Annotated in this window: 14 protein-coding genes; 9 read left to right on the top strand and 5 right to left on the bottom strand. The window is 64.6% G+C overall.

Going from position 1 to position 20388, the window contains the following annotated elements; all coding sequences use genetic code 11:
• Positions 1 to 22 precede the first annotated feature (22 nt).
• Positions 23 to 1225 (top strand): glycoside hydrolase family 3 N-terminal domain-containing protein, encoded by a 1203-nt coding sequence (locus tag ACWDTI_RS01595; RefSeq protein ID WP_449736277.1) that lies wholly within the window; start codon positions 23 to 25, stop codon positions 1223 to 1225.
• 100 nt (positions 1226 to 1325) lie between these two features.
• On the top strand, positions 1326 to 1949 hold the full coding sequence (locus ACWDTI_RS01590) for a TetR/AcrR family transcriptional regulator (RefSeq protein WP_449736276.1): 624 nt from the start codon (positions 1326 to 1328) through the stop codon (positions 1947 to 1949).
• A gap of 166 nt (positions 1950 to 2115) precedes the next feature.
• Here ACWDTI_RS01590 and ACWDTI_RS01585 read toward each other — a convergent pair whose 3' ends face one another.
• On the bottom strand, positions 2116 to 3324 hold the full coding sequence (locus tag ACWDTI_RS01585; RefSeq protein WP_449736275.1) for a DUF222 domain-containing protein: 1209 nt from the start codon (positions 3322 to 3324) through the stop codon (positions 2116 to 2118).
• A 213-nt stretch (positions 3325 to 3537) separates the two neighbouring features.
• On the opposite strand from ACWDTI_RS01585, the gene ACWDTI_RS01580 reads away from it, so the two are divergent.
• The 4 genes from ACWDTI_RS01580 to mcrC are packed head-to-tail and all read left to right on the top strand — an operon-like array spanning position 3538 to position 9261.
• A complete protein-coding gene (locus ACWDTI_RS01580) occupies positions 3538 to 5157 on the top strand; it encodes a type I restriction-modification system subunit M (protein WP_449736496.1) in 1620 nt (539 codons plus the stop codon).
• A complete protein-coding gene (locus ACWDTI_RS01575) occupies positions 5154 to 6341 on the top strand; it encodes a restriction endonuclease subunit S (protein ID WP_449736274.1) in 1188 nt (395 codons plus the stop codon). Before ACWDTI_RS01580 ends, ACWDTI_RS01575 begins: the two co-directional genes overlap by 4 nt.
• A complete protein-coding gene (locus ACWDTI_RS01570; RefSeq protein WP_449736273.1) occupies positions 6338 to 8143 on the top strand; it encodes an AAA family ATPase in 1806 nt (601 codons plus the stop codon). Before ACWDTI_RS01575 ends, ACWDTI_RS01570 begins: the two co-directional genes overlap by 4 nt.
• Positions 8140 to 9261, top strand: a complete 1122-nt coding sequence (mcrC, locus tag ACWDTI_RS01565; protein WP_449736272.1) for a 5-methylcytosine-specific restriction endonuclease system specificity protein McrC — start codon at positions 8140 to 8142, stop codon at positions 9259 to 9261. Before ACWDTI_RS01570 ends, mcrC begins: the two co-directional genes overlap by 4 nt.
• Positions 9262 to 10419: 1158 nt before the next feature.
• On the opposite strand, the gene ACWDTI_RS01560 is transcribed toward mcrC, so the two are convergent.
• Positions 10420 to 10851: a HicB family toxin-antitoxin system gene (locus tag ACWDTI_RS01560; RefSeq protein WP_449736271.1), complete on the bottom strand. Its 432-nt coding sequence runs from the start codon at positions 10849 to 10851 to the stop codon at positions 10420 to 10422.
• A gap of 4 nt (positions 10852 to 10855) precedes the next feature.
• Positions 10856 to 11068 carry a type II toxin-antitoxin system HicA family toxin gene (locus tag ACWDTI_RS01555; protein ID WP_449736270.1) on the bottom strand — a complete coding sequence of 71 codons (213 nt, stop codon included), beginning with the start codon at positions 11066 to 11068 and terminating at the stop codon, positions 10856 to 10858.
• A 254-nt stretch (positions 11069 to 11322) separates the two neighbouring features.
• Between ACWDTI_RS01555 and ACWDTI_RS01550 the strand changes: the two genes are divergently transcribed.
• Entirely contained in the window at positions 11323 to 14772 is a 3450-nt protein-coding gene (locus ACWDTI_RS01550) for a DEAD/DEAH box helicase family protein (protein ID WP_449736269.1), read from the top strand.
• 97 nt (positions 14773 to 14869) lie between these two features.
• On the opposite strand, the gene ACWDTI_RS01545 is transcribed toward ACWDTI_RS01550, so the two are convergent.
• Both ACWDTI_RS01545 and ACWDTI_RS01540 read right to left on the bottom strand, forming a co-directional pair.
• On the bottom strand, positions 14870 to 15793 hold the full coding sequence (locus ACWDTI_RS01545; RefSeq protein ID WP_449736268.1) for a MaoC family dehydratase: 924 nt from the start codon (positions 15791 to 15793) through the stop codon (positions 14870 to 14872).
• A gap of 4 nt (positions 15794 to 15797) precedes the next feature.
• On the bottom strand, positions 15798 to 17153 hold the full coding sequence (locus ACWDTI_RS01540; protein ID WP_449736267.1) for a 3-oxoacyl-ACP reductase: 1356 nt from the start codon (positions 17151 to 17153) through the stop codon (positions 15798 to 15800).
• Between the two features lie 84 nt (positions 17154 to 17237).
• Between ACWDTI_RS01540 and ACWDTI_RS01535 the strand changes: the two genes are divergently transcribed.
• Together ACWDTI_RS01535 and ACWDTI_RS01530 are read left to right on the top strand one after the other, a co-directional pair.
• Complete coding sequence (locus ACWDTI_RS01535) at positions 17238 to 18533, top strand: acetyl-CoA C-acetyltransferase (protein ID WP_449736266.1); 1296 nt, start codon at positions 17238 to 17240, stop codon at positions 18531 to 18533.
• A 161-nt stretch (positions 18534 to 18694) separates the two neighbouring features.
• On the top strand, positions 18695 to 20380 hold the full coding sequence (locus tag ACWDTI_RS01530) for a VanW family protein (protein WP_449736265.1): 1686 nt from the start codon (positions 18695 to 18697) through the stop codon (positions 20378 to 20380).
• The last annotated feature ends 8 nt before the right edge of the window (positions 20381 to 20388 follow it).

Here is a 20388-nt window from a genome sequence, read left to right as displayed (position 1 = left end):
GGGTACATGCCAGACTCGTGGCATGGGCTCATCTCGGCATCGTCTCTGGGTTCGTGGCGGCCTGACCCTCGTCACCGCGGTGACCACGCTGCTCGCGGCAGGCTGCACCAGTCCGCAGTCGGGCTCGACCTTCACCAGTTCGACATCGGCCTACGCCAGTCCGTCGAGCGCCGTGTCGTCGTCGAGCATGGTGCCCGCTGTTCCTGTATCGGCCTGTGGCGCACCGCAACTCGCGACCATGACGCTGCGCCAGAAGCTGGCGCAGATGATCGTCGTCGGAGTGACGGGAGCCGACGACGCCCAGGCCATCGTGGCGCGCGAACGCATCGGCGGGATCTTCGTCGGCAGTTGGACCGACAAGTCGATCCTGACCAGTGGCGCGGCGCGGCGGATCTCGGCCGGCAGCGCCATCCCGTTGATGGTCACCGTCGACCAGGAGGGTGGGCGGGTGTCGCGGCTGTCGTCGCTCGGCATCGACAGTCCGTCGGCCCGGCAGCTGGCGCAGACCCGGACGCCGGCTCAGGTGCGCGCGCTCGCCGCATCGATCGGTCGGCAACTGCGCGCCCTGGGCGTCACGGTCGACTTCGCGCCGGATGTCGACGTCAGCAACGAGCCCGACGACGAGGTCATCGGTGATCGGTCGTTCAGCAATGATCCGGCGGTCGTGACCGCCTACGCGGGAGCCTTCGCGGCGGGCCTCGCGTCGGCCGGCATCACGCCCGTCTACAAGCACTTCCCCGGCCACGGCCACGGATCGGGCGACTCGCATCTCGGCGTCGTCGTCACGCCGCCGCTGGCGTCGCTGCAGGGTAGCGACCTGGTCCCGTACCGCGCCCTGCTGCGGAATCCGGGGAACGCCGCGGTGATGGTGGGACATCTGATCGTGCCGGGGCTGACCGGACCCGAGACCCCCGCGAGCATCAGTCCCGCCGCCTACGGCATGCTGCGCACCGGCCGCGGCTACGGCGGTCCACCGTTCAACGGGGTGGTGTTCACCGACGATCTGTCCGGCATGGCCGCGATCAGCGCGCGCTACCCGATCACGCAGGCGGTGCCGATGGCCATCCGCGCCGGCGCCGACATCGCCCTGTGGCTGGCCACCGACCAGGTGTCGCCGGTGCTCGACGCACTGACGGCCGAGGTCCGATCCGGGAAGCTGTCGCAACAGCGGGTGGATCGCTCGGTGGTCCGCATCCTGCGGTCCAAAGGCGTGGTGCGCTGCTGATCCTCGCTGGCTGTTGATCCTCGAACGATCTTACTAGCTGGTAAGAACTGGTAAGCTCACACTCTGGCATACGCCAGGGTATGGGTCGAGGAGGTGTGTGATGGCCGGTGGCACCAAGCGGTTGCCGCGCGCGGTACGGGAGCAGCAGATGCTCGACGCGGCCGTCAAGGTCTTCTCCGAGAACGGTTTCCGCGAGGCATCGATGGACAACATCGCCGCGCAGGCGGAGATCAGCAAACCGATGCTGTACCTCTACTACGGCTCCAAGGACGAATTGTTCGCCGCCTGCATCGAACGGGAATCGGGCAAGTTCATCGACGCGATGAGCGCCGGATTCGATCCGACGCTGCGGCAGCGTGACCAGGCTCGCACCGTGGTCAAGGAGTTCCTGCGGTTCGTCGACGAGCATCGGCAGTCGTGGAAGGTGCTCTACCGCGTCGCCGTCGGCACCCAGTCGTTCTCGCATTTCGTGTCCGACAGCCGTGCGCGCGTGACCGAGATGGTCACCGACCTGATCCGCGCCGGCACCACCGTCGAGGGTGCCCGCGACATCGACTTCGAACTCACCGCCGTCGCCCTGGTCGGTGCGGGCGAGGCGGTGGCCGACCGGATCACCGAGGGCGACGTGGATCTGGAGACGGCCACCGACCTGCTGGTCGGCATCACCTGGCGCGGCCTGAAAGGCGTTGGCACCGGCGATCACTCGCTGCATACGGGGGATTAGGTGTCGCGCACCGCGCACCGCTCGGCCGGATCGCCGGGTGGCCGTCGGGTGCGCGACATCTGTTGCGCCGCAAGGCGTTCAACACTATTGAGTTCTCAAGGTACAGATGCGGTCCCGCGGACGGGTGCGTGGGAAGTGTGTGTCGGCAGCCGGGAAGTCCGTCGGTTCAGGCGGCTTCGTCGAGATGCATCGTTCGTCTATTATAGGCGGGCAACGGCTTTCGTTCAGGATCGACAGTCGCCGGCGGGATCAGCCACGGGTGTTTGTCCATGCCCATGACGACATCCCACCCGTTGTGGTGCACATCGGTATGACACGACGGGCACAACAGACAGCCGTTGGACAAGGAGGTCTCACCGCCCTGCGACCAATGGAGGATGTGGTGGCCGTGCGTGCGGCCGGCGGGTGCGCCGCACTTGATGCAGCACTGGTCGCGCACGTACAGCGCCTTGCGTTGAGGCCCAGAGAACAGCCGCTTGTTCTCCGCGATGTCCAGCGGCACCTTCTCGCCATCGACGATCATGACGGTAACTTCACAGTCGCAGGAGATGCGTTCCAGCGAGGCCTTGGTGATCGATCCCATGTGCTCCAGCGTGCCCAGATCGGGTGTGTCGAAGGGGGCTGTCACCAGCAGTTGCGTGCGTGGTGCTGAGGCTGTTTCCCCGCCGCGGGCGGCGATGTCGAGCAGGGCCTCCAGCGCATCGGCCTGCCTGCGTTCAGTCGACCGGACGTCGGCCGACCCATCGGGTTCCGGCCTGGGCGCGGCGAGTTCATCTATGGCGGCGCGGAACTTCTCGCCGACCTCAGAGTCGAGGTCGGCCCGCACCTGCAGCCGGCCGTCGCTGGTCGTCGTGTGCGTGAGCTCGTTGATGGACCGATCTTCGGCCGCGGGCAACCCACCCTCGGTCTCGGCGGCCATCTGATTGCCGAGTGCACGCGCCCGGTCGTTGATCTCCGCGGGAGTCGCACCAGAGAAGAAGTGACCGAGCAGGTCGGTGACCTGGTGGTAGCGATCTTCGTCGTCGACCGGCTCGGCCGAGCGCTGCGCAATGTGGTTGACGCCTCTGACAATTGCGTCGACATGCTCTCCCGAGACGGCTCCGTCGGCGGCGTGCGCGACCAGCGTGGGCAGTGACTCTGCGGCAGCTGCGATCCGCAGCAGTCGACTTGCGACCGCCGGCGCGAACCCCATCACGATCAACAACTCCCGGGTCTTGCGTCCCTGGGATGTCGCGACGCCGAGCCGCTCGAGGTGCCCGGCCAGGTCGGTCGCGAGATGGTGCGCCAGATTCAGCAGCGTCAACACCGCGCGCATCGCGTCGAACGTCTCGCGCCCCAGAGATGTCGTCTGGCGGGCGTAGTTCTCCGATGGCATCGCTGATTGTGGTGAGTTCCCCCGAAATGCTCATACCTCTCATTGTACTCGAACATATGTTCGAACACAAGGGCGAATATGGGTATTTACCTGCACGTTCCCCAACGAAGATGTGGACGACGTCGGTCGGCGACCAATGTCTGGGTTGACGTGGACACCGTCCCTATACAGTTCTGTTCGGGGTTCGTCAGCGACTGTGATGGAGTGCGATCAGTGATTACCGGTGAGCAGAAGAGCAAGGTCGACGCGGTCTGGGACGCATTCTGGTCGGGCGGGATCGCCAACCCGCTCTCGGTGATGGAACAGATCACCTACTTGCTGTTCATCAAGCGGCTCGACGACGAGCAGACTCGTGCGCTCAACAGAGCAAACCTCACCAAGAAGCCGATCGTGGACAACCCGTTTCCGGTGGAGCGGGAAGAGTTGCGATGGTCGGTGTTCAAGAATCGCTCTGCTGATGAGATGTTCGAGATCGTCGACAAGCAGGTGTTCCCGTTCATCCAGACGATGCGCGACGAGGATTCCACCTACGCGCACTTTATGAAGGACGCTCGTCTAGCCATTCCCGGCCCGGCACTGCTGGTGAAGGTCGTCGACCTCCTCGACAACATTAAGATGGATGACCTCGACACCAAAGGCGACATCTACGAGTACATGCTCGCCAAGATCGCCAGCGCCGGCCAGAACGGCCAGTTCCGTACACCGCGGCACATCATCAAGCTGATGGTCGAGATGATGGCACCGGAACCGGGCGACACCATAGTCGATCCCGCTTCGGGCACCTGCGGGTTCCTGGTCGCCGCGACCGAGTACATGCGCGACAATCATGCGGCCGAGATCAACTCAGGCAAGGGTGCCAAGCACTTTCACAATGAGATGTTCCACGGTTTCGACTTCGACACCACCATGCTGCGTATCGGGTCGATGAACATGCTGCTACACGGCGTGGAGCATCCCGACATCCGTTACCGGGATTCGCTGGCGGAGGCCAACACTGGTGACGCGGGGGCCTATTCGATGGTGTTGGCCAACCCGCCGTTCGCCGGCAGCCTCGACTACGAGAACACCGCCAGGGATCTGCAGCAGATCGTCAAGACCAAGAAGACCGAACTCTTGTTCCTTGCTCTGTTCATCCGGCTACTGAAACCGGGTGGCCGGGCCGCGGTGATCGTCCCCGACGGCGTGCTGTTCGGATCGTCCAAGGCGCACAAGACCTTACGCAAGATGCTGGTCGACGACCACAAGCTCGACGCGGTGGTCAAACTGCCGTCGGGAGTGTTCAAACCGTATGCCGGGGTGTCGACCGCGATCCTGTTCTTCACCAAGACCAACTCCGGCGGCACCGACAACGTCTGGTTCTACGACGTTCAGGCCGACGGCTTTTCGCTCGATGACAAGCGCACCCCACTCCTCGACGCCGACAAGCTCGGTCCGATCCTGGCTTCGTCCGCTGGTCGAGTCGCCTCTTCCGTTGATGGAGTCGCCCCTTCCGCTGGTCGAGTAGCGGCGACGAAGGAGCCGCGTATCGAGACCACTCCGCTCACCCCCGAAGAGCACGCCAAGAACAACCTCCCAGATGTCCTGCGTCGCTGGGCCGAACGCGATGGGTCCGAGCTCAAGCGCGAGCGCACAGAGCAGAGCTTCTGCGTTCCTCGGAACGCGATCGAGGAGCAGGGCTACGACCTGAGCCTCAACCGCTACAAGGAGATCGTGCACGAAGAGGTCGAACACCGGCCGCCGGCCGAGATCTTGGACGAACTCGAGAAGACCGAGCTGGACATACAGTCGGGGCTCGCGGAGTTGCGGCAGATGTTGGCTGGGGGTGGGGAGTGAGTTTCCAATCGGTGGACTTGGCTGAGGTGTGCGAGATCAATCCAAAGCTCAACGAGCGATTGGGGGACGATGAGATCGTGTCATTCCTTGGCATGGCGGATGTTTCGGAGGCCGGGACTACCACGGTCGGTGTGGACCGACCGTACACGGAAGTGAGAAAGGGGTATACGAGTTTTCGAGACTCCGACGTGCTGCTCGCCAAGATCACACCATGTTTCGAGAACGGAAAGATTGCACAGGCGCGGCTTGCACGCGCGCAAGGGTTCGGGTCGACTGAGTTTCACGTGCTGCGAGGGAATCAGGATGTACTAGACCAGCGGTACCTACTGCACTTCTTGCGGCGGATGCCCGTTCGGGTTGACGGTGAACGCAGGATGACTGGCAGTGGGGGTCAGCGTCGAGTGCCGGTTAACTTCCTTCAGTCACTGCAGATCCCACTTCCTCCCCTCCCCGAACAACGCCGCATCGCAGCCATCCTCGACCACGCCGACGCCCTCCGCGTTAAGCGCCGTGCGTCTGTTGTCGCGATTGAGTCGTTATGCCGAGCAGTATTTCGTGAGAGCTTCGGCCCGATGGAACCCGGCAAGTTTCGATGGCCAACTGTTCGCGTTGACGATATAGGCGATGTCCAGTTGGGTCGGCAGAGGGCGCCGAAGTATCAGACCGGGAACCATACGCGGCCCTACATGCGTGTGGCGAATGTGTACGAGGACAGGATCGACACAACGGACACACTGTCGATGGACTTCGACTCTAATGACTTTCGACGATACCGGCTCCACTACGGTGACATCCTCCTCAACGAAGGCCAGAGTACCGAGCTTGTGGGACGGCCAGCGATGTGGCGAAACGAGATTGACAACTGCTGCTTCCAGAATACGCTGCTTCGATTTCGAGTTGATCCTGAGAAGTGTTCGCCAGAGTTCGCGCTGGCTGTCTTTCTGGAGTACTTGAGGAATGGACAGTTTGCTCGGACGAGTAGTAAGACATCGAGCGTCGCGCACTTGGGTGCAGCAAGGTTTGCCGCGATGAGGTTCCCGCTGGTTCCACGCGAAGAGCAGCATCGTTACACAGATCTGCATCATGAGTTGGGCGTATTGAAGAGCGAGTCAGAAGTCAGCTTGTCCGCCCTCGATTGCCTCTTCGCCTCCCTCCAATCCCGCGCCTTTCGAGGTGAACTATGAGCCAACCTATTTCGTCGCTTCCCACGAAGATCGAGCTCAGTCGGCCACTGCTGCAACTGATGAGCGATGACCAGAGCTGGTCGCGTGCGGCCTTGCGAGATGCCGTCGCCGACGTTTTGGACTTGAGCCCGGACCAGTTTGCCGAAACAGTCAAGTCGGGTGGCACTCGGCTCGAGACCAGGGTGAGCTGGGCGCTGCACGATCTCAAACGTGCTGGCGCTGTTGCACCCGTTGGCCCGGGCCAGACGCAGATCACCAGCTACGGACATCAGTTACTGGTTGAACACACCGACCAGCTGACGCGCGCCGACCTGGAGGCATCACCCGAGTATCTCGACAGCTCTTCCGATGTTTCCGAGGATGATTCGGAAAGCCTTCCTGTGTACTGGTTTGTCGGCTCAGTGTTCGGTGACCATGAGGGAGACGAGCCGTACGACCATGTGGCCCAATTTCTTGACGACCGTCTGTGGCGCGCGGGCCGGCCGCACAACTACGGCGATCAGATCAAGACGATGAAGCCCGGCGATCGGATCGCTATCAAGGCTGCATTCACGCGAAAGAAGGATCTGCCTTTCGACATTGGCGGCAAGACGGCGTCGGTGATGTCGATCAAGGCAACCGGGACCATCACAAGCAACCCCGGTGATGGTGACAGCGTCGAGGTCGATTGGGACACCGACACACCTCTGCCCGAGGAGGACTGGTATTTCTGGACCAGTCGGAGCACCGTGTGGGCGCTGCGGCCAAGCACCTGGAAAGCCAAGGCGCTCATAGCATTCGCGTTTGACGGCGCGGAACAGGACTACGCACGCTTCCTCGCGGAGCCGTATTGGAAGAAGAAGTACGGTCTCGCCGATGCACCTACGCGCGACGACCACGATTCGAAGCGCCTTGACGAGGAAGTGCCGGACGAGCCCACCTACACCGTCGCCGACATCACCACAGATGGATGCTTCATCCCAGAACCGGAACTGAACGGCTACCTCCGAGCCCTCAAACGCAAGAAGAATCTCATTCTGCAGGGCCCACCGGGCACCGGAAAGACGTGGGTGGCCAAGCGACTCGCCTACGCCATCATCGAACGCAAGGATCGAAAGCTGATCCATGCGTTGCAGTTCCATCCGACGGTCTCTTACGAGGACTTCGTTCGCGGGTGGCGGCCGAGTGGCGACGGGAAGCTGACGCTCGTCGACGGGGTGTTCCTCGACGTGATCGACGCCGCGGTTAACGAGCCCGACAACAACCACGTGCTCGTCATCGAAGAGATCAACCGCGCCAATCTCGCCCAGGTGATGGGGGAGCTGTTGACTCTCCTCGAGGCAGACAAACGCAAACCATCGGAAGCGTTGCAGCTGGCCTACTCTCGCGACGGTGAGGACCCCATCTTCATCCCCGAGAACCTGTACATCATCGGGACCATGAACCTCGCCGACCGGTCGCTGGCCATCGTCGACTTCGCCCTACGCAGGCGCTTCGCCTTCGCCGACCTGTCACCACAGTTCAACGCCGCCTGGCGGACATTGGTCGGCATCCGAAACGGGATCCCTGACGCAACCCTTGTGGCACTCGGCATCCGGGTCGACGTATTGAACCAGAAGATCACCGACGACCGCTCACTCGGCGCCCAGTACTGCATCGGGCACAGCTTCTTCACCCCCGCGCACGACACACCGATCGACGACCCCGACACGTGGGTGCGAGGCGTGGTCGAGCAAGAGATTCGGCCGCTCCTGGCGGAGTACTGGTTCGACGACCCGGAGAAAGTGGCAGCCGAGACCGTGGCATTGATCGGCACTCCATGAGCGCACCGGGCGTCGTCGCCAGTGGAAAGAGCACCCTGATTCCGGTGCGCAATCTCTGGCTGCTGATGCTCTACGCCTCGGAGTTGTTCCAGCGCAACGAGAAGCTCCGCAACGGCAGCATCGAGGACAACCCGGACGACCTGTTCGATCTGGTTGCCGAGATCTTGGTCGTTGCCGTCGAACGTCGTCTGCAACGAAACCTCGGGCGCCAATACCGCGAGCGGTCCGCGATCCTCACCCGGGTCCGAGGCCAGATCGACCTACTGGGCACCGAGTCCAAACTGCTTCTCGCGCAGGGGCGGGTGGCATGCCGATTCGATGAACTCTCCGTCGATAACCTCCGCAATCGCGTCCTGCGCACGGCGCTGGTCGTAGCGTCTCGGCATACCACGCAGCGATCCGTCGAACGGCGGTCGCGGACGCTCGCCGAGATCCTCACCCAGTACGGTGTCGCGTCGACGCCAGTGACAAGTCGTGAGGCCGGTCAACTGACGCTTGGGCGTAACGAGCGCGACGATGCGGAGGCCGTCGACGCAGCCAGGCTGCTGTTGCAGATGGTGATACCCGCCGAGGAACAGGGCAAGTCGTCGTACCGCGATCCGGAACGTGAGGCCGCGGTGATCCGCGGACTCTACGAGGATGCCGTTCGTGGCTTCTACCGAGCCGTGCTCGGTCCTGAGTGGACCGTCGCTCCCGGTGAGACGCAGTATCATTGGCCGGTCGTCGAGCAGACTGCCGGCTTGTCGGACGTGCTGCCGATCATGAAGACCGACACCCTTCTCGAGTCCGCGACCCGGCGGATCATCGTCGAGACGAAGTTCGCCGATGCGCTCAAACCAAACCAGTACGGCGCCGCGAAACTCTCACGCAATCACATCTTCCAGCTGTACGCCTACGTGCAGTCCCAGCACGGCCGCGACGTTCTGTCGGAGACAGCGGAAGGTGTGCTGCTGTATCCGGTTGTCGGGCAACACCTCGATGAGTCGGCGATCATCCAAGGACATCGATACCGATTCATGACTGTTGACCTGGCCGGATCTGCATGGGAGATCCGGGAGAGGTTGCTGAGCGTTCCGCGGAACGCTCAGCAATCCGCGGTTTCCGCGGTTGTCTTCTGACAGGAGAAGCGGATCGGTTCTATCACCCCTTTCGACCGCTTCCGGGATGTCCGCTGGGAATCACCCCGCCACCTCGGCGAGGAGAGATGTCGTACTCCGCTCGACCGGCACTGGGCCCTCGCCGGCGACGACCAGTGACGGGTTTGATCAGTGGCAGATCCTGAGTGGTGCGCGAGGCCTGCACGCGGCGATCTATGGCGCAGCCGTGCGAGCGGTCTTTCGAGCGGAATTCCTGTCCGCACAGCTTGCAGGTGTGCCTGGATACCGCCTCGGTCCGTGGGCCTTTCGACCTGGTGACGTTGGGCGCGGTGGGTGGGCGTGTCGGTAGTGAATCGGCCCTGCCGGCGAACATGAGCTTGAGCTCACCGAGTTCTCGCCGCTCCTCGGCGGTCAGTCTGGTGCTGGACCATTTGCGCAACGTCGCGTACCGCGTCCGCAGATCGGCTGTCTCGGCGTCGGGGTAGTCCCGGCGGATTGCCTTCGCAGTAGCAGCGGAAATAGTGTTGCTCCGCCCGCCGACCGTCGAGCCTTGATACCTATCCGCGAGGGATCTGACGAAGTCGATGTGAAGTCCAAGGTCCTTGGCGAGTTCGGCGACGGTCACCGATGGACTGGATGCATCGAATTGCCCACGCTCCGGCTTGTTTGGCCTTTCACGCCGTCCCGTAGTGGCTTCAGCTGATGCGAATGCCGCATCCGTGGACGCACGTCCTTTACGGTTGCGCGGCTGCGGCCGCATGGGGGCTGCAGCGGGGCCGACCACTGAAATCAGTCCCTGCAACTCACGTTTCTCCGCTTTGGTGAGACGTCGCCCTGTCAACCGCGTGAGAGCGTCGCGCCGCTTTCGGAGCGCGTCAGACGATTTCCTGTCATGTGTCTGTCTGATCTGTTGCGCAACTGTGGATTGCACCAGACTGTGAGCGTCCTTCGCGCCGAGATCCCCGAATCGTCGAGCCAGCTTGACGATCGTTCGCGCGGGCAGGCCGATCTCCTTGCCATCGCGCTCACGCGATTGCGGTTACCCGACAACTCCACCTCGCTGTGTCATGCGTCCGGCCCGGGCTGATCCGCGGGCCCCACCAACTCCCGGCGATTAGATTACGCAAGTCGGACATTTGCCGGATATCGGAAGTCGACGGATGCTGGCAGCGTGCGGATTCAGCGTCTCGTTGCAGTCCCCGCGGTTGTCGTTTCGGCGTTCATCAACTGGGCAACGCGTTGATGACTGACACCGAGGATGGCACCAATGTCTCGGATCGGAATCCCCTGGGCGGACAGCCTGTCGGCCGTCGATACCGACAGAATGCTGGCGTCGTGCTCGAGTTGCGCCGCTGTTGTCTTGAGCTCGCGGACTCGATTGGCGGCGGCAGTCACGTCCAGGTCGTCGATGGCGACGTGAATGTCCAGTGAGACGTCGGACGGCTTGCAATCGGTAACGACGCAGATGTAGTCGGTGGCTTCCCGCGGGATGTCCGCGTACCGACGCGCCTGGGTCAGTGCTTCGCCAACTAGGCCGTGAGTGTTGTGGAGCGCCGGAATTCGTAGCATCCACCATCGGTCGTCTCGGGTGACATCTATGCGATAGAGCATCGGTTCATCCGTCCTGTGAGCACGTACATGCCGCGATGGTGGCAAGGACCTGCCGGTGCACCCCCGGCGAGATCGTCTTGTGCCCGTCCGGGATGCTCACCCGGTGTCGACCTGATCGACAGACCCATACCGTGTGGCTTCCCTTGCTGACTCGGCCGGTGAAACCGGCTGACTTGAGCAGCTTGACGACCGCGCGAGTTGGTGCGGGCGCTATCACGAAGGATAGTCCATCTGGCTAGACGAAAACAAGGCAAGCGGTATGGACAATCATAGCCTCCCGTCGGCGCAGGAATCAGCCGATCACTCACCAGCGACGCTAAACGATTGCACGGCGATCGCGGGCCCACCCTCCACAGGGCCATCAGCATGATGTGGACGGTTCCGGGCCGTCAGACATCCCCGCTACTCTGATCGGCTCGCCGACAGAACGGCACGCCTGTGCCAAGATCAGAAGCGGCGAAAGGAGGCATCGTGGCCGGCAACTTCGATTTCCTGCAGACAGAATGGCCGCAGCTCTACGCCAGCGCGAAGAGTGCCGAACGCGACGCGCTGTTCGACGCCCGCACCACCTGCTTCTACGCCCGCCGAACCCTCGAGGCGACGGTCAAATGGCTCTACACCGCCAACCAACTGCGCGAACCCTATAAGAGCGACCTATCGGCGCGGATCCACGACCCCGACTTCCAGTCGCTCCTCCCGCCCCACCTGCTACCCAAGATGAACCTGATCCGCAAGAGCGGCAATCATGCGGTGCACGACGACCGCCCGGTCAGCAAGGAGTTGGGCCTCCGAGTCCTCGACGAGTTGTTCCACATCCTGTCGTGGCTCGCGCGCGCCTACGCGTCTACCGCCGAATCCAAACCGGCGCCGGCCGAGCAGTTCGATCGTGCCCGCCTACCCAAGCCCGGCGGTGGGCCGGCCGTGGCCAAGACGATCGCCCAACTGCGCTCGCTCAACGAACAACTCGAACGCAAGGACGCGGAACTCGAACAGGCGGCGCTCCAACGTGCCGACCTCACCGAACAACTCCTCGCCCGCGACGATCAACTCAAGGCCGCCGACGCCGACAAAGCCACGCTCGAGGAGCTCGTCGCGCAATTGCAGGCCGAGGTTGCGGCCGCCAAAGCCGCGGTGGCCACCCAACAAGACACTCACGACTACAACGAAGCCCAGACCCGCGCCGACATCATCGACCTGCTGTTGCACGAGGCCGGCTGGCCGCTCGACCAGTCCCGCGACCGCGAGTTCCCGGTCACCGGAATGCCTGACGGCAAAACCGGATTCGTCGACTACGTACTCTGGGGACACGACGGCTTGCCGCTGGCGGTGGTGGAGGCCAAGCGCACCTCGAGGGATGCGGTGGCCGGCCAGCATCAGGCGCGGTTGTATGCGAACTGTCTCGAGCAGATGACCGGGCAGCGGCCGATCATCTTCTACACCAATGGCTTCGAGACCTATCTTTACGACGACCAGCGCTATCCGCCGAGGCTCGTCGAGGGCTTCTACACCCAGGATGAACTGCAACTCGAGATGCAGCGGCGCGGCAGCCGTAAGCAGCTCGCCGACATGGAGATCCCGACGTCCATCGTCGAACGTCACTATCAAACCCGGGCGATCCGGCGCGTCACTGACCGGTTCGAGAACGACCGCCAGCGCGCCGCACTGCTCGTGATGGCCACCGGCTCCGGCAAGACCCGCACCGTGATCGCCCTGTCGGACATGTTGATGCGAGCCAATTGGGCCAAACGTATCCTGTTCCTCGCCGACCGGGTCGCCCTCGTCAAGCAGGCCGTCAACGCGTACAAGACATTCCTGCCCGACGCGGCTCCGGTCAACCTGCTGACCGAGAAGAACACCGACGGCCGTATCTACGTCTCCACCTACCCGACCATGATGGGCCTGATCAACGAGGTCGACGACGGGTTACGCCGTTTCGGACCTGGCTATTTCGACCTTATCGTCATCGACGAGGCGCACCGTTCGGTGTACCAGAAGTATCGGCGCATCTTCGAATACTTCGACTCGCTGCTTCTCGGCCTGACCGCGACACCCAAGGACGAGGTCGACTACAACACCTTCGCGCTCTTCGGGCTGGAAACCGGTGTCCCCACAGACGATTATGAGCTCGACGAAGCGATCAAGGACGGCTATCTCGTGCCGCCGCGGGCGATCGAGGTGCCGTTGGGTTTCCAGCGACTGGGTATCAAGTACGACGACCTCACCGAGGACGAGAAGAAGCGGTGGGAGTCTCAGGACTGGGGCGACGACGACACCGGCGACGATGAGTATCCCGATGCGGTCGATGCCGAAGCAGTCAACAAATGGCTGTTCAACACCGACACCGTCGACAAAGCCCTCGAAGTACTGATGACCCGCGGGCATCGCGTCGCCGGCGGCGACCGACTCGGCAAGACCATCATCTTCGCCAAGAACCAGCACCATGCCGACTTCATCGCCCAGCGGTTCGACGCGAATTATCCTCAGTACAAAGGGAGTTTCGCCGCAGTGATCACTCATTCGGTGTCGCACGGCCAGGATCTCATCGACCGGTTTGCCCAACCCGACGCCGAGCCGCACATCGCCATCTCCGTGGACATGCTCGATACCGGCATCGACGTCCCCGATGTGGTGAATCTCGTGTTCTTCAAACCCGTTCGATCCAAGACGAAGTTCTGGCAGATGGTCGGTCGCGGGACCCGTCTGCGCCCCGACCTGTACGGGCCGGACCAGGACAAAACCGACTTCCTCATCTTCGACCTCTGCCGCAACATCGAGTTCTTCGGCGCCAACCCCGCGCCCGCCGACGGCGCACTGGCGAAGTCGCTGTCGCAGCGGCTGTTCGAGAAACGCACTGACATCATCTTCGCGCTCGACCGAGCCAATTCGCACCCCGAATTGCGTACCGAGGTCGCCGATGGCCTGCACACACAGGTGCAGGCCATGAATCTGGACAACTTCCTGGTGCGCCCGCGGCGCAGACACGTGGAGACTTACCGTGAGCGGTCGGCGTGGGAGTCGCTGAGCGAGCAGAAGTTGCGAGAGATCGTCGACAACCTTGCCGACCTACCCACCACCATCCGCGATACCGACGAAATGGCCAAGCGTTTCGATTTACTCGTGCTGAGCGGCGAACTCGCTGTTATCGAGGGAGACGACACCGAGCTGGGGCGCCGGCAGGAGCGGGTGCGGCAGATCGCCGACGGGCTGCTCGAACAGCTCACCATCCCGAAAATCAAAGCGCAGGAGGAACTTCTGCGTGAGGTTGCCTCCGACGAGTGGTGGACCGACATCACCCCGGAGATGCTCGATGATGCGCGCAAACGGCTCCGCTCCCTGGTCGGTCTGCTGGAGAAGACCAAGCAGCCCATCGTCTACACCGATTTCGCCGACTCCTTCGTCGGTGAGGTCGAAGAGGTCGACATGCCGCTCATGGCGACCGGCACCGACCGAGAACGGTTCACCGCCAAGATCCGCGACTACCTGCGTGGCCAACCCGACAACTTGGCGTTGCAGAAGCTGCGCACCGGGAAGCCGTTGACGGACAGCGATCTTGCCTCGCTCCAGGAACTACTTGCCCGCAGCGGCGCCGGGACAACCGAAGAACTGCAGCGCGCGATCGACGACGCCCACGGCCTCGGCCATTTCATCCGCTCGCTGGTCGGTCTCGACCGGCAGGCCGTCAACGAACGATTTGCCGACTTCCTCACCGACACCAACGCATCCGCCGACCAGATAGACTTCGTCGGCCTCATTGTCGATCACCTGACGCGCAACGGCACCATGGAACCCGGCCGGCTCTACGATCCGCCGTTCACCGACAGAGCACCGCATGGGCCGGATCAGGTCTTCGACATGGAGAAGTTGACCCGGCTCGTCGGGATCATCGAGGGTTTCGATGACATGGGTGACCAGACTGCCTGAGCCGCAACTCTGTTCTTCCCCCACAAACACAAGGATGGGGGAGGAACCCGGACCCTTCGAGACGCTCGCAAGCTCGCTCCTCAGGGATCGGGCAGGCTCAGCCCGCCCGCGTCGTCGCCGTCAGGTGCGGGAAGCCCTTGCGCCGGTCGCGGATCGACAGGTCGAAGCCGCCGGACGCATTGGGCCCGCTCGCTGCGCTCCCGGCGCCCGCGCCGTCGATCCGCCGCGTGTACAGGTTGACCTTGGCGGGCAACAGGATCGGCTTGCCGAACCGCACGGCGTAGGTGACGTCGTCGGGCAAGTGTGCCTCCACGTTCGCGACTGCTGCTGCGGCACTCCACATTCCGTGGGCGATGGCGCGCGGGAAGCCGAAGGCCTTGGCCGGCAGGTTGCCCATGTGGATGGGGTTGCGGTCGCCGGACGCATCCGCGTACGCGCGGATGCGGCCGAGATCCACCGACAACACCGCATCCGGTGGCGGGGGGGTCGCCGCCTTCGGCTCGGGGCCCCGCGGTTCGTCGGACAGACTGGTGCGCTGCTGCTTGAGGAAGGTGGCCACCTGCGTCGTGGCAAGTTCCGAACCGACGCTGATGTGCGAGATCATGTCGATCAGCAGCCCTTTGCGATGCTCGCGCAGATTCTCCGCGTGGGTGTCGATGGTCAGCGGTTCACCGATCCCGATCGGCCGGAGTCGGTGGATGCTGTTCTCCACGTGCACCGAGCCGACCGCGCCGAACGGAAAGTCGTTGTCGGTCATCACCTTCATGGCCAGCGGAAACTGCAGCACGAACGGATACGTGATCGGCAGCGTCCCGCCGAAGCGCTGGCCGGTCACCCGGGTGTAGGCATGCAGTCGCTCCGCGTCGACCCGGACGTCGTCGAGTCGGTAATGCCGGTCGGGGATCGACGCGTCGGCCGGAACCCGTGCCGGCTTGCCGATGACCGGCAGCATCGCACCGACGGCCTTGGAGTACACCTCGGTGGTGCTCGGTGCGCTGTCCAGGGTGATCGTCTTACTCATCGGCTCAGGCCCCCAGGAAGCCCTGGCCGCACACGCGGACGACGTTTCCGGTGATCGCGTTGGACGCCGGATTGGCAAAGTAGGCAACGGTTTCCGCGACGTCGACGGTCTGCCCGCCCTGCTGCAGCGAACTCATCAGGCGGCCGGCCTCGCGGGTCGCGAGGGGGATCGCGGCGGTCATCTTGGTCTCGATGAATCCCGGCGCGACGGCGTTGATGGTGATGCCCTGCTTCGCCAGGATCGGCGCGTACGCGTCGACGAGTCCGATCACCCCGGCCTTCGACGCCCCGTAGTTCGTCTGCCCGCGGTTGCCCGCGATACCCGCGATCGACGACACGTCGATCACCGCGCCGCCCTCGCGGAGTGCACCCTTCTCCAGCAGGTCGTTCACCAGCGATTGCGGCGCAATGAGATTCACGCCGATGACCGCATCCCAGCGGGCGTCGTCCATGTTGGCGAGCAGCTTGTCGCGGGTGATGCCGGCGTTGTTGACGATGATGTCGAGGCCGCCGTGGCGCTCGAGGACGTGCTCGGCGAGCTTGGTGCCGGCATCGTCGGCGGTGACGTCGAGCGGGAACGCGGTGCCATTGATCCGGTTCGCGGTCTCCGAGAGGGCTTCCCCCGCCTGCGGGACGTCGGCGGCGATCACGTGGGCGCCGTCGCGGGCGAGGACCTCGGCGATGGTGGCGCCGATGCCGCGGGCCGCACCGGTCACCACGGCGACCTTGCCGGCCAGCGGCTTGTCCCAGTCCTCGGGCGCCGCGGCATCCGCGGCCCCCACCCGGATCACCTGCGCGTCGACGAACGCGGACTTGGCCGACAGCACGAACCGCACCGTCGACTCGAGTCCGGTCAGGCCGGTCTTGGCGTCGGGCGAGACATAGACGAGTTGCACGGTCGCGCCCTTGAGCAGTTCCTTGCCCACCGAGCGGGTGAACCCTTCGAGGGCGCGCTGGGCGACGTGCTCGTTCGGGTCGTCGATCAGCGCGGGGGTGGTGCCGAGCACCAGCAGTCGCGCGCACGGCGCGAGGGAGCGCATGGCGGGCGCGAAGAACTCGAACAGGGCTCGCAGTTCACCGGGCGCGGAGATGCCGGTGGCGTCGAACACCAGGGCGCCGTACTTGTCGGCGCTGCGACCGGTCGTCGCATTGTGGATGAGGTCGTAGTCTGGCGTGGAGAGAATCTCGCGCACTGGCTCGATCAGACGACCGGCACCACCGAGCAGGACGGGGCCGGGCAGCGCGGGCTCCGACGGCTTGTAGCGGCGCAGCGTCGCCGGGACCGGGAGACCGGCCTGCTTGGCGATGAACGCGCCGGGCGCGGAATGGACGAAGTTCGAGTACAGGCCAGTGGCTGCCACGGAAGTTCTCCTCAGGTTCGACAACGAACTTACTGATGAGTAAGAATAGCGTACGGAACCCGAACTACACCCTGGGAGATCGAAGTGGCTCACACGCCCACCACCCGCAGCCTCCGTCCGGTCGCGATCCTCGGCGGCAACCGAATCCCGTTCGCCCGTCAGGACAAGGCCTATGCCCGGGTCAGCAACCAAGAGATGTTCACCGCCACCCTCGACGGCCTGGTCAGCCGCTTCAACCTGCAGGGAGAGCGGCTCGGCATGGTCGCCGGCGGCGCCGTGCTCAAGCACTCCCGTGATTTCAACCTGATCCGCGAGTGCGTGCTCGGCTCGGCGCTCTCGCCCTACACCCCGGCCTTCGACATCCAGCAGGCCTGCGGCACCGGACTGCAGGCGATCGTCGCGGTCGGTGACGGCATCGCGTCGGGTCGCTACGACGCGGCGATCGGGGGCGGCGTGGACACCACCTCGGACGCGCCGATCGGGGTCTCCGAGTCGATGCGTCGCCAGATGCTCGAGGTCAACCGGGCGCGGAGCACGAAGGACCAGTTGCTCGGCGCGGTCCGGCTGCTGCCGAAGCTGGGCATCGAGATCCCCCGCAACGGCGAACCGCGCACCGGCATGTCGATGGGTGAGCACGCCGCGATCACCGCGAAGGAGTTCGGCATCAACCGTGCCGACCAGGACGTGCTGGCCGCGGCCAGCCATCGCAACATGGCCGCCGCCTACGACGAGGGATTCTTCGACGACCTGATCACGCCCTTCCTGGGGCTCACCCGCGACGAGAACCTGCGTCCCGACTCGTCGGCGGAGAAGCTGGCCAAGCTCAGGCCGGTCTTCGGGGTCGCGCTCGGCGACGCGACGATGACCGCGGGCAACTCCACCCCGCTGACCGACGGTGCGTCGGCCGTGTTGTTGTCCAGCGAGGAGTGGGCCGACGCCAAGGGACTGCCGGTGCAGGCCTACCTCGTCGACAGCGAGACCGCGGCCGTCGACTACGTCAACGGACCCGACGGACTGCTGATGGCCCCGACGTACGCCGTGCCGCGCCTGCTGGAACGCAACGGGCTGACGTTGCAGGACTTCGACTTCTACGAGATCCACGAGGCGTTCGCGTCGGTCGTGCTCGCCACGCTGGCGGCCTGGGAGTCCGACGAGTACTGCAAGGAGCGACTCGGTCTGGACGGCGCGCTCGGCTCGATCGACCGCGCCAAGCTCAACGTCCACGGGTCGTCGCTGGCCGCGGGTCACCCGTTCGCGGCGACCGGCGGCCGCATCGTCGCGCAGGCCGCCAAGACGATCAAGGAGAACGGTGGCGGCCGGGCGCTGATCTCCATCTGTGCGGCCGGCGGGCAGGGCGTCACGGCCATCATCGAGGGATAACGATCTCAAATCGGCGCCGACTCGCCGCAAATATATTTCGGGGTTGGCTGTAACGGAGCCGGAAATAGCGTAGATATACGAGTAGCTCCGACTGAGCTGCCAGACCCCCGACCCGGCAGCTCGGTCGGAGCGCCTGCTTTCGTCCCCATAGGGTTGTCTCCGTGAGTGCTCATCTGTCCCCGCGTGTCTTCGCGCGCCTGGGTATCGGAGTGCTCGCCGTGCTCGGCATCATCCTGGCCGCCGATCTGCTGGCCACGTCGGGCAAATCCGCCCGGGGTGCCGTCATCGCCGGCCTGGCCGCCGGCAACCTCGGACCTGCCCGGACGCAGGCCGTCGTCGACGAACTCAGCGCCCGCGCCGCGCGGCCGGTCGCGATTCGCACACCCTCGGGAACGGTCACTCCCACCGCCGACGAACTGGGCCTGACCTTCGACGCCGACGCCACGACGGCACGCCTCATGGCCCAGCCGCGCAATCCGTTCGCGCGCCTCGCGGCCCTGTTCGGCCGATCCCACACCATCGATCCGGTGGTTCGGCTGGATCGCTCGGCGTTGCGCACCGCGCTCGACGACCATCGCGGCGTGCTGGAGAAGGCCGCCGTCGAGGGCGGCGTCCATTATCGCGAGGGTGCGCCGATCGGCGATTTCCCCGCCGCCGGGAAACGGGTGGCCCGCACGGCTGCGGAGGTGACACTGTCGCGGCACTGGCTCGACGGCAGGACCGTCGACCTCCCGACGGAAGACTTCGCGCCGACGGTCAGCGCGGACACCGTCCGGGCCACCGTCGAGGGGCCGGCGGCGCAGGCCGTGGCCGCTCCGCTCGTCGTCCGGGGCGCCGACAATGCGACAATCCGCATCACCCCGACCCAACTCGGCACGGTCCTGCACTTCGTCCCCGACGGCCGCGGGGGACTGCGTCTCCAGGTCGACGAGAAGCCGGCCGTCGCCCTGCTTCGCCCCGGGCTCGCACGCACCGAGCACGCCCCTCGCAACGCGACCTTCTCCCTGAGTTCCGGGACGCCGACCGTGGTCGCGTCCCGCGACGGCGCCCGGATCGACTGGCCCCGCACGTTCGACGCGATGATCACGGCGGCCGCGGCCGACGACGCGCCGCGCCGGACGGCCGACGTCGCCTACCGCATCACCAAACCGCGCCTCGACACCGCCGCCGCCCGCAAGCTCGGAGTCCGCGAAGTGGTCAGCGAGTTCGGCACCGGAGGCTTCTCGGCCGCCTCGGGCGAGAACATCCGGGTCGTCGCCGGAGAGGTCGACGGCGCGCTGGTGCTTCCGGGAAAGACGTTCTCGCTCAACGGCTACACCGGGCCGCGCGGCACCGCGCAGGGCTATGTCACCTCGACGATCATCGACCACGGGCACGCCGCCAAGGCGGTCGGCGGTGGCATCTCGCAGTTCGCCACGACGCTCTACAACGCGGCCTACTTCGCCGGACTCGAGGACGTCGACCACACCGAGCACTCGTACTACATCTCCCGCTATCCCGAGGCGCGGGAGGCGACGGTGTTCGAGGGGGCGATCGACCTCGTGTTCCGCAACAACACGCGCTACGGCATCTACATCGAGACGGCGTGGTCGGAATCGGCGGTCACGGTCCGCATGTGGAGCACCACGACCGTCGACGTCGAGTCGATCACCGGCGACCGCTACGCCTACACCGATCCCGAGACGATGAAACTGCCGGCGGGCGACGGCTGCATCGCGTCGTCGGGCAGTCGCGGCTTCACCACGTCGAACACTCGGGTGATCACCGATGCCCGGACCGGGAACGAGATCGGTCGCCACACGCGAACCGTGAAGTACGACCCGGAGCCCATCGTCACCTGTGGGTGACATCACCC

The organism is Gordonia sp. NPDC003424 (assembly GCF_053588655.1).
The sequence above is the reverse complement of the archived record's forward strand: the minus strand, read 5'-3'. Positions and strand labels throughout refer to the sequence as shown.

What these genes read in the sequence shown, in the direction of transcription:
- ACWDTI_RS01595 (WP_449736277.1), top strand. Translation starts at nt 23, where the DNA reads ATGGGCTCATCTCGGCATCGTCTCTGGGTTCGTGGCGGCCTGACCCTC.
- ACWDTI_RS01590 (WP_449736276.1), top strand. Translation starts at nt 1,326, where the DNA reads ATGGCCGGTGGCACCAAGCGGTTGCCGCGCGCGGTACGGGAGCAGCAG.
- ACWDTI_RS01585 (WP_449736275.1), bottom strand. Translation starts at nt 3,324, where the DNA reads ATGCCATCGGAGAACTACGCCCGCCAGACGACATCTCTGGGGCGCGAG.
- ACWDTI_RS01570 (WP_449736273.1), top strand. Translation starts at nt 6,338, where the DNA reads ATGAGCCAACCTATTTCGTCGCTTCCCACGAAGATCGAGCTCAGTCGG.
- mcrC (WP_449736272.1), top strand. Translation starts at nt 8,140, where the DNA reads ATGAGCGCACCGGGCGTCGTCGCCAGTGGAAAGAGCACCCTGATTCCG.
- ACWDTI_RS01560 (WP_449736271.1), bottom strand. Translation starts at nt 10,851, where the DNA reads ATGCTCTATCGCATAGATGTCACCCGAGACGACCGATGGTGGATGCTA.
- ACWDTI_RS01545 (WP_449736268.1), bottom strand. Translation starts at nt 15,793, where the DNA reads ATGAGTAAGACGATCACCCTGGACAGCGCACCGAGCACCACCGAGGTG.